Consider the following 15,763-nt stretch of genomic DNA (forward strand, 5'->3'; position numbering starts at 1 on the left):
AATTCCTTCTGAGCCCGTTCTGCAGGCGGGCTTGGTTTACACTTTCCGAGGACTCCAGATGGCATACTCATATACCGAAAAGAAACGGATCCGTAAGAATTTTGGTAAATTGCCTAGCGTCATGGATGCTCCGTACTTGCTCGCGATTCAAGTCGACTCGTACAGAACATTCTTACAAGATGGCAAATCACCAAAAAACCGCGAAGATATCGGTCTCCAAGCCGCATTTCGTTCAGTTTTTCCTATTGAAAGTTATTCTGGCAATGCTGCTTTAGAATTTGTTGAGTATAGTCTTGGTAAGCCTGAGTTTGATGTACGCGAATGTATTCTTCGTGGCTCAACTTATGCAGCACCAATGCGTGTAAAAATTCGTTTGATCCTGAAAGATCGTGAAACGAAGTCAATTAAAGACGTACGTGAACAAGAAGTCTATATGGGCGAAATGCCATTAATGACGGATAACGGTACCTTTGTGATTAACGGTACCGAGCGTGTGATCGTGTCACAATTACACCGTTCACCAGGCGTATTCTTTGATCACGATAAAGGCAAGACTCACTCAAGTGGTAAAGTCCTTTATTCAGCGCGTATCATTCCTTACCGTGGTTCATGGTTAGACTTTGAATTCGATGCCAAAGACCTCGTCTATGTACGTATTGACCGTCGTCGTAAATTGCTTGCGACTGTGGTGCTTCGTGCCTTGGGTTATAGCAACGAAAACATTCTCGACATGTTCTATGAGAAAGTACCTGTGTATCTTGACATGGGTAGCTACCAGATTGACCTGGTGCCTGAACGTCTGCGTGGCGAAATGGCACAATTTGACATCCTGGACAAGGATGGCAAGGCAATTGTTGAGCAAGGTAAACGTATCAATGCGCGTCATGTACGTCAAATGGAAGCTTCAGGTCTTGAAAAACTTGCAGTGCCTGATGAGTACCTGTATGAGCGTATCACTGCTGAAGACATCCCATTAAAAGATGGTGATGTGATTGCGGCCAATACTGTATTAAGCCATGAAATCATGGTGAAAATTGCAGAAGGCGGCGTGAAGCAGTTCAATATTCTGTTCACTAATGATATCGACCGCGGTTCATTCGTTGCAGATTCTCTACGTGCAGATACAACGAGCAATCGTGAAGAAGCATTGGTAGAAATCTACAAAGTCATGCGCCCGGGCGAGCCACCAACAAAAGAAGCTGCTGAAAACCTATTCAACAACTTGTTCTTCTCTTCTGAACGCTATGACTTGTCTCCAGTTGGTCGTATGAAGTTCAACCGTCGTTTGGGTCGTCCTTATGAAGTGGGTACAGATCAGAAGTCACGTGAAGTTGAAGGCATTCTCTCGAACGAAGATATCACTGATGTATTAAAAACATTAGTTGAAATCCGTAACGGTAAAGGTGAAGTCGACGATATCGATCACTTGGGTAACCGTCGTGTTCGTTCTGTTGGTGAAATGACAGAAAACCAATTCCGTGTAGGTCTGGTTCGTGTAGAACGTGCTGTTAAAGAACGTTTAAGCCAAGCTGAAACTGACAACCTGTCTCCGCAAGATTTGATCAATGCGAAGCCAGTAGCTGCTGCAATCAAAGAATTCTTTGGTTCAAGCCAGTTATCTCAGTTTATGGACCAAAACAACCCGTTATCTGAGATTACCCACAAACGTCGTGTTTCTGCGCTTGGTCCCGGCGGTTTAACACGTGAGCGTGCAGGCTTTGAAGTACGTGACGTACATCAAACTCACTACGGTCGTGTATGTCCAATTGAAACACCGGAAGGTCCAAACATTGGTTTGATCAACTCGCTTTCTGTTTATGCGAAATGTAACAACTTCGGTTTCCTGGAAACCCCGTACCGTAAGGTTGTTGATGGTCGTGTAACAGATGAAGTTGAATACCTCTCTGCAATTGAAGAAGTAGGCACTGTGATTGCACAGGCCGATTCTGCAATGGATAAAGACGGTAACTTAACAGAAGAGTTTGTATCTGTTCGTCATCAAGGTGACTTCGTACGTATTCCTCCTGAAAAAGTAACCCATATGGATGTATCTGCTCAGCAGGTTGTATCTGTAGCAGCGTCACTGATTCCATTCCTAGAACACGATGACGCCAACCGTGCGTTAATGGGTTCGAACATGCAACGTCAGGCAGTTCCGACGTTGATCGCTGACAAGCCGCTTGTTGGTACCGGTATGGAAGCGAACGTAGCACATGACTCAGGTGTATGTGTGATCGCTCAGCGTGGTGGTCGTATCGAGTTTGTTGATGCGTCTCGTGTGGTTATTCGTGTGAATGAAGACGAAATGATCGCAGGTGAAGCAGGTGTAGATATCTACAACCTGATCAAGTACACCCGTTCGAACCAGAACACTTGTATCAACCAGAAAATTCTTGTGAACCTAGGTGATAAAGTAGGTCGTGGTGATGTACTGGCTGATGGTCCATCGACTGATGGCGGTGAGCTAGCACTGGGTCAAAACATGCGCGTTGCGTTCATGACCTGGAACGGTTACAACTACGAAGACTCGATCTTACTTTCTGAGCGTGTACTTCAAGAAGACCGTTTAACCTCGATTCATATCCAGGAATTGTCATGTGTCGCACGTGATACCAAACTGGGTGCGGAAGAAATCACTGCCGATATCCCGAACGTAGGTGAAGCTGCTCTGTCTAAACTGGACGAGTCAGGTATTGTTTACATCGGTGCTGAAGTAACTGCTGGGGACATCCTTGTAGGTAAAGTAACCCCTAAAGGTGAAACACAGCTTACTCCAGAAGAAAAATTGCTACGTGCAATCTTCGGTGAAAAAGCGGCTGACGTAAAAGACTCATCTTTACGCGTTCCATCAGGTACAAAAGGTACTGTGATTGACGTTCAAGTGTTTACACGTGACGGTCTTGAAAAAGACGAACGTGCTCAAGCAATTGAAAAAGCACAATTGGACGCATACCGTAAAGACTTGAAAGAAGAATTTAAAATCTTCGAAGAAGCTGCACGTGAACGTGTAATCCGTCTACTGAATGGCCAAGAGTCGAATGGTGGCGGTACAACTAAACGTGGCGACAAACTGTCTGAAGATGTGTTGTCTGGTTTAGAGCTTGTTGATCTTCTTGAAATTCAACCAGTTGATGAAGCAATTGCTGAACGTTTAACTCAAATTCAAGTGTTCTTGAAAGAGAAGAGCTTCGAAATTGACGAGAAATTTGCTGAGAAAAAACGCAAACTTTCTACAGGCGATGAACTGACCACTGGCGTTCTAAAAGTTGTTAAGGTTTATCTTGCTGTAAAACGTCGCATCCAGCCGGGTGATAAGATGGCGGGTCGTCACGGTAACAAAGGTGTTGTATCAAACATCCTGCCGGTAGAAGACATGCCACATGATGCCAACGGTGTACCTGTTGATATCGTATTGAACCCGCTTGGCGTACCATCGCGTATGAACGTGGGTCAGATTCTTGAAACTCACTTGGGTATGGCGGCGAAAGGTCTTGGCGATCAAATCGACAAGATGATGAAAGAGCAACGTACTGTACTTGAGCTTCGTGATTTCCTAGACAAGATTTACAACAAAGTTGGTGGCGAGCAAGAAGATCTTGATAGCTTGACTGATGAAGAAATCTTGAAACTTTCTGGCAACTTGCGTGCTGGCGTGCCTTTGGCTACTCCGGTATTCGATGGTGCTGAAGAAGGTCAGATCAAAGAGTTGTTACAACTTGCAGGCCTGTCTAGTACTGGTCAGACCGTATTATATGATGGTCGTACTGGTGAGCGTTTCGATCGTCCGGTAACTGTAGGTTACATGTACATGCTGAAACTGAACCACTTGGTTGATGACAAGATGCATGCGCGTTCAACTGGTTCTTACTCTCTAGTAACGCAACAGCCGCTTGGTGGTAAAGCACAATTCGGTGGTCAGCGTTTCGGTGAGATGGAAGTCTGGGCACTAGAAGCTTACGGTGCAGCATATACGCTACAAGAAATGCTGACTGTGAAATCGGATGACGTTGAAGGCCGTACCCGTATCTACAAGAACATTGTAGATGGCAACCATTATATGGACCCGGGCATGCCTGAATCGTTCAACGTATTGACCAAAGAGATCCGTTCTTTAGGTATCAACATTGAACTGAAAAATGGTGACTAATTAGTTCCATTGAATCTCCCCAAACCCCTCTTTGATAAAGAGGGGCTTCCCCCTTAACAAAGGGGGGGACTGAGGGGGATTAAAATTCAGTTAAAAAACAATATTTGTGACCCAGTTGTTGAGTGAAAATCTCCACAACACACGGAGAAAAAAATTGAAAGACTTGCTCGATATCATGCGCAAAAAGACGGATTCAGACGGTCATGCTCCTGTAGAGTTTGACCGCATCCGTATTGGTCTTGCGTCACCAGAAATGATTAAGTCATGGTCTCACGGTGAAGTTAAAAAGCCAGAAACCATTAACTATCGTACGTTCAAGCCTGAACGTGATGGTTTGTTCTGTGCCAAAATCTTTGGTCCAGTGAAAGATTACGAATGCTTGTGTGGTAAATACAAGCGTATGAAATACAAAGGCGTCATTTGTGAAAAATGTGGCGTTGAAGTAACAACTGCGAAAGTTCGTCGTGAGCGTATGGGTCACATCGAGCTGGCATCTCCAGTTGCACACATCTGGTTCTTGAAATCATTGCCTAGCCGTATCGGTCTATTATTAGACATGACGCTACGTGATATCGAACGCGTATTGTATTTCGAATCTTATGTAGTGACCGATCCGGGTATGACTCCATTTGAGAAATACCAACTTCTAAACGATGAAGAATACTTCAATGCATTAGAAGAACACGGTGATGAATTCACAGCGAAAATGGGTGCTGAAGCGGTTCAAGACTTGTTGAAAGACATCGATCTTGAAGCTGAAATTGCGCGTCTTCGTGAAGAAATTCCTGTTACAACTTCAGAAACCAAGCTGAAAAAAGCGTCTAAGCGTTTGAAGTTGATGGAAGCATTCAACGATTCGAACAACAAGCCAGAATGGATGGTGTTAACTGTACTTCCAGTTCTTCCACCAGACCTTCGTCCGCTTGTACCACTTGAAGGTGGTCGTTTCGCGACTTCTGACCTGAACGATCTTTATCGTCGTGTGATCAACCGTAACAACCGTTTGAAGCGTCTTCTTGACCTTGCAGCGCCAGACATCATCGTACGTAACGAAAAACGTATGTTACAAGAGTCTGTAGATGCATTGTTGGATAACGGTCGTCGTGGTCGTGCAATTACCGGTTCGAACAAGCGTCCGCTTAAATCTTTGGCAGACATGATCAAAGGTAAGCAAGGTCGTTTCCGTCAAAACTTACTTGGTAAGCGTGTTGACTACTCTGGCCGTTCGGTAATTACTGTTGGTCCAAACCTACGTTTGCACCAATGTGGTCTTCCGAAGAAAATGGCCCTTGAACTGTTCAAGCCATTCATTTTCGCGAAACTACAGGCATCTGGCCAAGCAACCACCATTAAAGCTGCGAAGAAAATGGTTGAGCGCGAGACTCCAGAGGTTTGGGACGTTCTTGCTCATGTGATTCGTCAACATCCAGTGATGTTGAACCGTGCGCCAACCCTTCACCGTCTGGGTCTTCAAGCATTTGAGCCGATCCTGATTGAAGGTAAAGCGATCCGTCTACACCCACTCGTATGTGCTGCGTTTAACGCCGACTTCGATGGTGACCAAATGGCGGTACACGTACCATTAACACTTGAAGCTCAGCTTGAAGCTCGTGCGTTAATGATGTCAACGAACAACATCTTGTCTCCAGCGAACGGTGAGCCAATCATCGTACCGTCTCAGGACGTTGTCTTGGGCTTGTATTACATCACGCGTGATGCAATCAATGCCAAAGGTGAGGGCATGGTGTTCGCGGATACTCACGAAGTAAACCGTGCACTGGCAACAGGTCAGGTTGATCTACACGCTCGCGTTAAAGCACGTGTACACCAGACTGTGATCGACGAAGATGGTAACCGTGAACAGCAAACCATTATTGTAGATACGACGCCTGGTCGTTGCCTACTTTGGGAAGTTGTGCCTGAAGGTATGGATTTCCAGCAAATTAACGTTGAGATGACCAAGAAAAATATCTCGAAGTTAATTAACTCTTGCTACCGTAAATTGGGTCTGAAAGATACTGTTATCTTCGCTGACCAGTTGATGTACTTGGGCTTCCGTCAAGCGACGCGTTCAGGTGTTTCTGTCGGTATGGAAGACATGGTTATTCCACCGCAAAAACAAGCAATTATTGGTAAAGCGGAAGCTGAAGTTCGTGAAATCGAACAACAGTTCGAACAAGGTTTCGTAACTGCCGGCGAACGTTATAACAAAGTGGTCGATATTTGGGCGCGTACCAATGACCAGGTTGCTAAAGCGATGATGGACAACTTGTCTTTTACCACTGTGAAGAACAAACAGGGTGAAGACGAGAAGCAAAAATCATTCAACTCGATCTATATGATGTCTGACTCGGGTGCCCGTGGTTCGGCAGCTCAGATTCGTCAGTTGGCGGGTATGCGTGGTTTGATGGCGAAGCCGGATGGCTCGATCATTGAAACCCCAATTAAAGCGAACTTCCGTGAAGGTTTGACTGTACTTCAGTACTTCATCTCGACACATGGTGCGCGTAAAGGTTTGGCCGATACAGCACTGAAAACTGCAAACTCTGGTTACTTGACTCGTCGTCTCGTAGACGTTGCGCAGGACTTGGTAATTACCGAGCCGGATTGTGGTACGTATGACGGTCTGGTAATGACTCCGTTCATTCAAGGTGGCGATGTCATCGAGAACCTGGGTGCACGAGTATTGGGTCGTGTGGTTGCTGAAGATGTGAAACGTGTAGGTACAGATGAAGTTCTACTTCCACGTAATACGTTAATTGACGAGAAATTGGCGACGTTTATCGAAAGCCAAGGTGTCGACGAAATTAAAGTACGTTCAGTCGTGAACTGTGCATCTACCTTCGGTGTATGTGCGAAATGTTACGGTCGTGACCTAGCACGTGGTCATCAGGTGAACCCGGGTGAGTCTGTTGGTGTAATGGCAGCTCAATCGATTGGTGAGCCAGGTACACAGTTAACGATGCGTACCTTCCACGTCGGTGGTGCTGCGAGCCGAACTTCTGCTGCAAACAGCGTACAAGTTCGTAACCAAGGTACAGTACGTTTCCACAATGTGAAAACAGTACAACATGCCAAAGGTCACTTGGTATCGACTTCACGTTCAGGTGAAATCGGTATTGCAGATGATTTAGGTCGTGAGCGCGAGCGCTATAAACTGCCTTACGGTGCGTCTATCTTGCTGAAAGATGGCGAAGCTGTAGAAGCAGGCGGTATTGTGGCGACTTGGGATCCGCATACACATCCATTGGTAACAGAAGTTGCTGGTAAAGTACGTTTCAGCCAGATTGCTGATGGCGTGACGGTTACTTCTAAAACTGATGATGCAACAGGTATGTCAACTATCGAAATCTTGCCAGTGACTTCACGTCCTGCGTCAGGTAAAGATTTGCGTCCTGCTGTTGTGTTAGATACCGTTGATGGTGGCGAACAGTTCTACTTCCTGCCACAGAACACGATTCTTTCTGTTCGTGATGGCGAAACGATTGGTGTCGGTGATGTCATCGGTCGTGTACCACAAGAAACTTCACGTACCCGTGATATTACCGGTGGTCTGCCGCGTGTAGCTGATTTGTTCGAAGCACGTAAGCCAAAAGAGCATGCAATCCTTGCAGAAGTGTCGGGTGTTGTAAGCTTTGGTAAAGAGACCAAAGGTAAGAACCGTCTGGTGATTACGCCGGATGATGGCTCTGAGATTTATGAAGAGCTGATTCCGAAATGGCGTACGATTAACGTGTTCGAAGGCGAACATGTGAACCGTGGTGAAACTATTTCTGATGGTCCACAGAACCCGCACGATATCTTGCGTTTGAAAGGCGAAGTTGCGCTGACAAACTACATCGTGAACGAAGTTCAGGACGTATACCGTCTGCAAGGTGTAAAAATCAACGATAAGCATATTGAAGTCATCGTACGTCAAATGCTGCGTAAAGTTGATATCACTGATGGCGGCGATACCAGCTTCATCAAAGGCGAACAAGTGGATTACATCCGCGTTGTTCAAGAAAACCAAGCAGTTCTTGCACAAAACAAGTTCCCTGCGAAGTTTGAACGTCAATTGATGGGTATTACCAAAGCATCGCTTTCTACTGACTCGTTCATCTCTGCTGCATCGTTCCAGGAAACCACGCGTGTGTTAACTGAAGCGGCTGTAACAGGTAAAGAAGATGATTTACGCGGTTTGAAAGAGAATGTGGTTGTAGGTCGTCTGATCCCAGCGGGTACAGGTTTGGCTTACCACCTGGAGCGTCGTCGTCAAGAAGCAGAAGCTGCAGAATTTGAACTGCACAATGACTTCTCTGATGTAGACCAAGCTCTAAGCCAAGCATTTAACGAAGAATTCTAATTCGAGTTAAAGTTGAGAAAAGAGACGCCTTCGGGCGTCTTTTTTTTTGTCTGAAATTTATAAATAGGACATCTTGAACAGAAGAATAATCCATTGATATTTACAAAACTCAGCAGGAATACCGAGAGAAGTAACACGCTACAGATTTTAGTTTCATAAAATGAAGATAAGCTTAATTAAAGCAAGACAGAAAGGCCAAGGTCATGAAAAAATTAATGGGTGTTATGGCAGTTGCCACTCTTTCAACCTTTATGTTGGCGGGTTGTGAAAGTATGTCTGCCAATGAGCAACGGATCGGTGCTGCAGCCCTTGGTGGTGCAGTCGGTGGTGGTGTCGGTAATAAAGTCGGCGGTGGCGTTGGTGCAGCTGTTGGTGGTGGTGCCGGTGCAGCAGTGGGTAGTAAATCCCAAGGCGGTTCAAACCGCAATGCGACCTATAGTGGTGTAGGTGGTGCTGTTGGTTCAGCAGTTGGTAAAAGCATCTTCGGTGGTAATGCGGGTGCTGCAATCGGTGGCGCAATCGGTGGTGGTGCCGGTGCTGCGATTGAACAGGATAACCGTCGTCGTTAAGTCGAAAGTCACTTCAGATTCATCTAGATTTAAAAGCGCCAATGTGGCGCTTTTATCTTATTTAGGAGAGTTAATTTTCCCTTTACTCTGTTTACGCCGGATATACACCGTTTTTTCTACTTCGGCAATTCTGACCCCGGCTTCATCATAAATATTCAGCTGATAATGCCGATACACTGGCGCATTGTCGGCCGCCAGATTGATAATCGTGGCAATTTCTCCAGCAGAAATCCGAATATCCGCTACCACTGTTCCGCGACCCGGTGCCAAAAACTGAATACTGGCGCCTTTATCCCAGACCAGGTATTTCGGTCCCAAATGATGCATCAGCAATAACATATAAAAGGGATCGACCATCGAATACAGGCTGCCACCAAAATGCACACCGACAATATTCTGGTTCTTACGGGTTAGCGGCATTTTGACCCGAACGTGATAATTATTAAAATCAATCTTATCAATTTCGATGCCTGCACCACGATAAGGGGCATAGCGGTTCAGAATAAATTTTGAAACCAGAGGCAGTTTTTGAATTTTCTGGAATAGGCTCATACTGACATTCTTTTTGCGGCTGTGATTATGCATACTAGAGCAACAAAAATGCGCTGGCATTGATCAATCATGCCGATTTATAAACTAAGTGGTCAATAACAAAAACAGGATCAAAAGATGGAAATGCACATGCAATGGGTCGATACCACGGATCAGCAGCGTCTTTGTGTCAAAACTTATGGACAATCCGAACAAACAGCCTTGGTACTGGTTCATGGCTATCCTGATCATCAAGCAGTTTGGGAGCCAGTCATTGCTCATTTGAGTCAGGATTATTTTGTGGTGACTTATGATGTCCGGGGCGCAGGGGAGTCCAGTATTCCCAAAAAAATCTCCGATTACCGCTTGGCCCGTTTAAGTCAGGATCTGGAAGAGGTGGTGAATAAGGTATTGCCGAATCGAGCTTTTCATCTGGCTGCGCATGACTGGGGCTCAATTCAGTCCTGGGAATCTGTCACCGATCCACGCTTCAAAGGACGAATTCTGTCTTATAGCACCTTGTCTGGGCCATGTCTGGATCACGCGGCTTTCTGGATGCGTGAACAGTTCCAGCAAAACAAGACAAAATTCTTAAAGCAAATGAGCAAGTCCTGGTATATCGCGATGTTTCATTTGCCCTTGGTGGCGCCATTGGCCTGGAATTTTTTTAATCCGCAGCGTTGGGGCAAGATCGTGCAGCAACTGGAAAGACACGATGATCTGCCACTCAACCCGCATATTGTCAAAGATGGCAAATATGGTGTGAACCTGTATCGGGCCAATTTTTTGCCACGCTTAGCTCAACCACGGCAGCGTTTTGCCATCTGTCCGGTACAGGCGATTGTACTGAAATATGACCAGTTTGTCGGGCCAGATCTGGTTGATGAAATGTCAAAATGGGTGGATGATTTCTCGAAAGTAGAACTGGCTGCCAATCACTGGGCGATTCTGAGTCAACCGGAGCAAGTGGCTCAATTGATTGATGAGTTTATTCAGCGTAAATCTGTTGTCATCACTTGATAGGCCACTCAGCGAAACATGAACCCACCAGAAAAAAGTGGCGGAATTTTTATCCGCATTTTCTGATAAAATAGCCGCTTTCTCTCTATTCCGATTCATTATGTTCGCAATTCTTGCTGCTATTGGAGTCATGTTCGGACTCTCGTTGGCACGTGTACCTGTGGTTTTTGCCCTGGTCATTGGTGCTGTTACAGGTGGTTTATTGGCAGGTTTGGGCCTGCAGGGAACCTTGGACGCGTTTAACAATGGCTTGGGTGGTGGTGCCAAAATTGCCTTGGCTTACGGTATTTTAGGTGCATTTGCTTTGGCTCTGGCGCGTTCGGGTTTGCCGGATTTACTGGCTTATAAAATGATCAGCACCTTAAAAGGTGAGGCAGATTTTAAAGCGCAAAACCGGGTGAAATATCTGATCTTCTTCACGGTTGCCATTGCTGCTGTGTTCTCGCAAAACGTCATTCCCGTGCATATTGCCTTCATTCCGGTACTGATTCCACCGCTATTGATTGTATTTAACCATTTACAGCTGGATCGCCGTTTGGTGGCCTGTTTGCTGACCTTTGGTCTGGTAGGCACCTATATGCTGATTCCGGTCGGTTTTGGTGCCATCTTCCTGAATGACATTCTGGGTCATAACATCAATACTTTTGGTAAGCCATATGGATTTGAAATTAGCTATGACCAGATTCCATCTGCGATGGCAATTCCAGTATTCGGTATGTTTGTGGGCTTATTGGTGGCGATCTTTATTAGCTATCACAAACCACGTCAATATCAAGATATTCATGTCCAGGAACAGCAAAGTATTTCCGCTGAATTAGGTGTGGCTGAGCAGGTTAAACCGCAGATTGCCAAATTTACCATCTGGATGGCCGGCCTTGCAGTTATTGCCACATTGGCGGTACAGCTTTATTCAGACTCGATGATTCTGGCCGGTCTGGTCGGTGTCGCAATCTTGAGTTGTGCCGGGATCTTTAAATGGAAAGAAGCGGATGATGTGATCATTACCGGTATGCGCATGATGGCGCTAGTTGGCTTTATCATGATTGCAGCACAAGGCTTTGCCGCGGTGATTGAAGCGACTAATCAGGTACCAACCTTGGTTGAAGCATCAGTAAACTGGATTGGTAATAGTCAGGCATTGGCTGCCTTCCTGATGCTGTTGATTGGTTTGCTGATCACATTGGGCATTGGTTCGTCTTTCTCAACCATTCCCATTCTGGCGATTATTTATGTTCCGCTGTGTATCCAGTTCGGTTTTAGCCCGGCTGCGACTATTGCAATTATCGGGACTGCAGCAGCTTTGGGGGATGCCGGTTCTCCAGCTTCGGATTCAACTTTGGGCCCAACTTCTGGTCTGAATATGGATGGTCAGCATGATCATATGAAGGATAGTGTGATTCCAACCTTCATTCACTTTAATATTCCGTTGATGATTTTTGGCTGGATTGCAGCCATGGTTCTGTAAGTCAATTTCAATCTGCTCCGATATCTATTGGAGCAGATTTATCTGGATTTAAAATAAATAATAAGATGTATTTAAAATATATGTTTAAATAGAAATTAATATAAACCTGATTATTTTACTCTGAATAAAACCATATTTATCTGATTAATTTACTTAGTATTTAAAACCAACCAGTCTGGTCAATTTAAAATAAATATTTATTAAAATCAATACATTAAATAATAATTAAAAATTAGTTTTATAATCCTTATTGCATATTATTTTCCCTCGTGTTTATTATTAATTAAGATTTATTTTCTCAATAATTATTCTTCCTGTGGGGTATTTTAAAATGTTAAAGCAAGTCGCTCTAATTGCATTAATGGGTCTTTCTGCATCTGCGATGGCAGGTCAATGGCAGGTGAAAGTTGGTGCCAGTTCTTTAGCACCATCAAGTGACACTGAAATTGCACCAGGTTTAGTCGTAGAAGCGGATCAAGAATATGGTTTTACGCCATCGGTTGAATACTTTTTTAATGACAATATCTCTGCAGAACTTTTATTAGCCACACCATTCAATCACGACATCTCTCTTCAAGGTGTGGGTAAGGTGGCTAAGATCAAACATCTGCCACCCACAATTACTGCTAAATATCACTTTAAAAACGCAACACGCTTTACGCCATATATTGGTGTAGGTGGCACAGCTTTTATTGCTTGGGATGAAGAAGGTCTGGCTAAAGATGTGAAAGAAGCATTTGGTGTAGCAGGTCAGATCGGCTTTAATTATCAGCCAGCAGATGCCAAAAACTGGGGAGTATTTGCTGACGTGCGCTATGCAGATTTGAGTCCTGAAGTGACTTTAGATGATGCCAATAATACTAAATTTGATTTCGATATTGATCCTTGGGTTTACACGATCGGTTATAGCTACAAGTTCTAAATTCTAACCTTGCTCAACAAAAAAGTCTCATCTTGAATGAGGCTTTTTTTTCAAAATAACAACGATTTATAACTTATTGAAATTGAGCAGATCGGCAATGTTCAACTATATTAAAACGAATAAAGTAAATATTAATTGAATACGACTTAATAATTGAATAATAAGGAAGATCAGCATGAAGTTTTTAAGCCAAGGTATTGTGATCTTCTTCAGTCTGCTGGCAGGGTCTGCCTATGCGGCAAGTTTTGATTGTCAGAAAGCTGAAACTCTGACAGAGAAAGCGATTTGTGAACATCGTCTGCTGAATGATGCCGATGTCAAGATGAGTACCAGCTATCATATTTTGCGTCGTATGGTGCCTATGGGAACCCGCTCGGTGATCCAGCGCGATCAGGTAAAATGGCTACAGTTTCGTGACCGCTGTCAGGAATCGGTGTCCTGTTTGAGCCAGGTCTATAATATGCGCCAGCAGCAAATAGACCTGCAATTTCAACGTATTTATAAGCTCGGGCCTTATTAAGCGTTTACAAATGCAAGCCATTTTAGATCAAACGATCCTTTATAAAGTATCTTGAGAAAAAATATACAACTGGCTATTGAAAATTTAGCAACTCACTCCATTCATATAGGCAACAGTATTGACCTGTATTTAAAATAAAAGGAGTGATTAATGAGCGAGTCTAGCGCACAAAAACATAGTTTCCAGGCTGAAGTGGCTCAGTTACTACATCTCGTGACCCATTCGCTTTATTCAAACCCTGAAATTTTCCTACGCGAATTGATCTCGAATACCTCAGATGCATGTGACAAATTACGTTTTGAAGGGATTAACCATCCCGAATTTTATGAAAATGATCCTGATCTGCGCGTTCGTGTCAGTCTGGATGCAGACAATAAAACCATTACCATTTCAGACAACGGGATTGGCTTAAGCGAACAGGAAGCCATTGATAATTTAGGGACTATTGCCAAATCAGGCACCAAAGACTTTATGTCCAAACTGACCGGCGATCAAAAAGCCGATGCCCAGTTGATTGGCCAGTTTGGTGTCGGTTTTTATTCCGGCTTTATTGTCGCTGACAAGATCACGGTAGAATCCCGTCGTGCCGGTACAGATGTCTCTGAAGGCGTACGCTGGATCAGTGGCGGAACCGGTGAGTTCGAAGTTGAACAGATCACTAAAGAAAGTCGTGGTACCGATATTATTCTGCACTTGCGTGACGATGCGCTGGATTATCTGCAAAGCTATAAAGTGAAGCAGATTATCAATAAATATTCAGACCACATCAGCCTGCCAATCCAGATGCAAAAAGAAGTCTGGCAGGAAGAAGAAGCGGCTGAAGGTGAAACGTCTAAAGGTGGCCAATATGTCAAAACCGATGAGTGGGAAGCCATTAACTCAGCCAGTGCATTATGGACTCGTAACAAGTCTGAAATCACTGAAGAGCAGTATGTCGAGTTCTACAAGAACTTAAGCCATGATTTCGCAGCGCCATTGGCTTGGGCGCATAATCGGGTTGAGGGCAGCACTGAATATACCCAGTTATTATATATTCCAAGCAAAGCGCCACATGATATTTTCACCCGTGAATCCAAAGCTGGTATCAAACTGTATGTGAAACGCGTGTTCATTATGGATGATGCAGATAACCTGATTCCAAACTATCTGCGCTTTGTACAGGGTGTGGTGGACAGTGCCGATCTGCCATTGAACGTGAGTCGTGAATTACTGCAAGAAAGCCGTGATGTAAAAACCATCCGTGAAGGCAATACCCGCCGTATCCTGACCATTTTGGATAATCTGGCTAAATCTGAAGATGAAAAAGATCAGGCAAACTTTAAGACTTTCTATCAGGAATTTGCTTCAGTATTGAAAGAAGGTTTGGGTGAAGATTTCAGTAACCGTGAACGTATCTTGAAACTGCTGCGTTATGCGACTTCGACCAATGATGAAGTTAGCACGTCATTGGCAGACTATAAAGCACGCATGAAAGACGGCCAGAAAGCCATTTATTATGTGACTGCAGATAGCCTGAATGCTGCGAAAAATTCACCGCAACTGGAACTGTTCAAGAAAAAAGGCATTGAAGTTCTGTTGATGACTGAACGCGTGGATGAATGGGCGATGAACTTTGTGAATGAGTTCGATGGTACGCCTTTGCAAAACGTGTCGAAAGGTGCAGTTGACTTAGGTGACCTTCAGGATGCCGAAGAGAAGAAAGCCCTTGAAGACGCCGCAGCCCAGTTTAAACCGGTGGTGGATAAGTTGACGGATTCATTAAAAGACAAGACCAAAGAAGTGCGGGTGACGACGCGTCTGGTCGATTCTCCGGCTTGTCTGGTGACTGGAGAAGGTGAGTTGTCTCCGCAGCTGATTCGTATGCTGAAAGATGCAGGCCAACCTGTGCCGGATATCAAGCCGATTTTGGAAATCAACCCGGAACATCCGTTGGTGAAAAAACTGGATGGCTCGGCGCAGTTTGATGATCTGGCCAATGTGATCTTTGACCAGGCAGTGATTGCAGAAGGTGGATTACCAGAAAATCCTGCTGAATATGTCAAGCGGATTAATAGCTTGCTGCTTGCTTAACTGCTGATGTGTTGAATGAGAAAATCCCTCTTCGGAGGGATTTTTTATGCCTGCTTCATTTTTCATTTCTAGAAATGATCTGGAAAAACGATAGAGAGAATAAAAAAATACCTTCGAATCATAAATCTATATTTTAGATTATTAATTAATTTTTAATTTATAATTGCGATCATT

General features: G+C 44.4%; 9 protein-coding genes. 8 read left to right on the forward strand and 1 reads right to left on the reverse strand.

Annotated features, from left to right (window positions below; all coding sequences use genetic code 11):
- The first annotated feature begins 58 nt into the window (after positions 1-58).
- The 3 genes from rpoB to J7649_RS11660 all read left to right on the forward strand — a co-directional run bounded on the left by rpoB (position 59) and on the right by J7649_RS11660 (position 9,061).
- On the forward strand, positions 59-4,147 hold the full coding sequence (gene rpoB, locus J7649_RS11650; RefSeq protein WP_219308178.1) for a DNA-directed RNA polymerase subunit beta: 4,089 nt from the start codon (positions 59-61) through the stop codon (positions 4,145-4,147).
- Between the two features lie 154 nt (positions 4,148-4,301).
- Positions 4,302-8,492: a DNA-directed RNA polymerase subunit beta' gene (gene rpoC, locus J7649_RS11655; RefSeq protein WP_004278609.1), complete on the forward strand. Its 4,191-nt coding sequence runs from the start codon at positions 4,302-4,304 to the stop codon at positions 8,490-8,492.
- 203 nt (positions 8,493-8,695) lie between these two features.
- Positions 8,696-9,061, forward strand: a complete 366-nt coding sequence (locus J7649_RS11660) for a glycine zipper domain-containing protein (protein ID WP_005108070.1) — start codon at positions 8,696-8,698, stop codon at positions 9,059-9,061.
- A 57-nt stretch (positions 9,062-9,118) separates the two neighbouring features.
- Here J7649_RS11660 and J7649_RS11665 read toward each other — a convergent pair whose 3' ends face one another.
- Entirely contained in the window at positions 9,119-9,613 is a 495-nt protein-coding gene (locus J7649_RS11665) for a DUF4442 domain-containing protein (protein WP_218946977.1), read from the reverse strand.
- 117 nt (positions 9,614-9,730) lie between these two features.
- Between J7649_RS11665 and J7649_RS11670 the strand changes: the two genes are divergently transcribed.
- From J7649_RS11670 to htpG, 5 genes are all read left to right on the forward strand, one after another.
- On the forward strand, positions 9,731-10,612 hold the full coding sequence (locus J7649_RS11670) for an alpha/beta fold hydrolase (protein WP_219308180.1): 882 nt from the start codon (positions 9,731-9,733) through the stop codon (positions 10,610-10,612).
- 100 nt (positions 10,613-10,712) lie between these two features.
- Positions 10,713-12,077 carry a Na+/H+ antiporter family protein gene (locus J7649_RS11675; protein WP_180087439.1) on the forward strand — a complete coding sequence of 455 codons (1,365 nt, stop codon included), beginning with the start codon at positions 10,713-10,715 and terminating at the stop codon, positions 12,075-12,077.
- A gap of 331 nt (positions 12,078-12,408) precedes the next feature.
- Positions 12,409-12,999: an OmpW/AlkL family protein gene (locus J7649_RS11680; RefSeq protein ID WP_180087440.1), complete on the forward strand. Its 591-nt coding sequence runs from the start codon at positions 12,409-12,411 to the stop codon at positions 12,997-12,999.
- A gap of 175 nt (positions 13,000-13,174) precedes the next feature.
- The gene (locus tag J7649_RS11685; protein WP_219308182.1) at positions 13,175-13,519 is read left to right on the forward strand and encodes a lysozyme inhibitor LprI family protein; all 345 of its coding nucleotides are present in this window, start codon (positions 13,175-13,177) and stop codon (positions 13,517-13,519) included.
- A gap of 150 nt (positions 13,520-13,669) precedes the next feature.
- Positions 13,670-15,589: a molecular chaperone HtpG gene (htpG, locus tag J7649_RS11690; protein ID WP_219308184.1), complete on the forward strand. Its 1,920-nt coding sequence runs from the start codon at positions 13,670-13,672 to the stop codon at positions 15,587-15,589.
- Positions 15,590-15,763: the final 174 nt, after the last annotated feature.

This window comes from Acinetobacter lwoffii (assembly GCF_019343495.1).
GTDB classification, from domain to species: Bacteria; Pseudomonadota; Gammaproteobacteria; order Pseudomonadales; family Moraxellaceae; genus Acinetobacter; species Acinetobacter lwoffii_P.

Excerpts from the sequence above, each read along its gene's own strand:
- J7649_RS11685 (WP_219308182.1), top strand. The coding sequence starts at position 13,175 with ATGAAGTTTTTAAGCCAAGGTATTGTGATCTTCTTCAGTCTGCTGGCA.
- J7649_RS11675 (WP_180087439.1), top strand. The coding sequence starts at position 10,713 with ATGTTCGCAATTCTTGCTGCTATTGGAGTCATGTTCGGACTCTCGTTG.
- J7649_RS11670 (WP_219308180.1), top strand. The coding sequence starts at position 9,731 with ATGGAAATGCACATGCAATGGGTCGATACCACGGATCAGCAGCGTCTT.
- rpoB (WP_219308178.1), top strand. The coding sequence starts at position 59 with ATGGCATACTCATATACCGAAAAGAAACGGATCCGTAAGAATTTTGGT.
- J7649_RS11680 (WP_180087440.1), top strand. The coding sequence starts at position 12,409 with ATGTTAAAGCAAGTCGCTCTAATTGCATTAATGGGTCTTTCTGCATCT.
- J7649_RS11665 (WP_218946977.1), bottom strand. The coding sequence starts at position 9,613 with ATGAGCCTATTCCAGAAAATTCAAAAACTGCCTCTGGTTTCAAAATTT.
- htpG (WP_219308184.1), top strand. The coding sequence starts at position 13,670 with ATGAGCGAGTCTAGCGCACAAAAACATAGTTTCCAGGCTGAAGTGGCT.
- J7649_RS11660 (WP_005108070.1), top strand. The coding sequence starts at position 8,696 with ATGAAAAAATTAATGGGTGTTATGGCAGTTGCCACTCTTTCAACCTTT.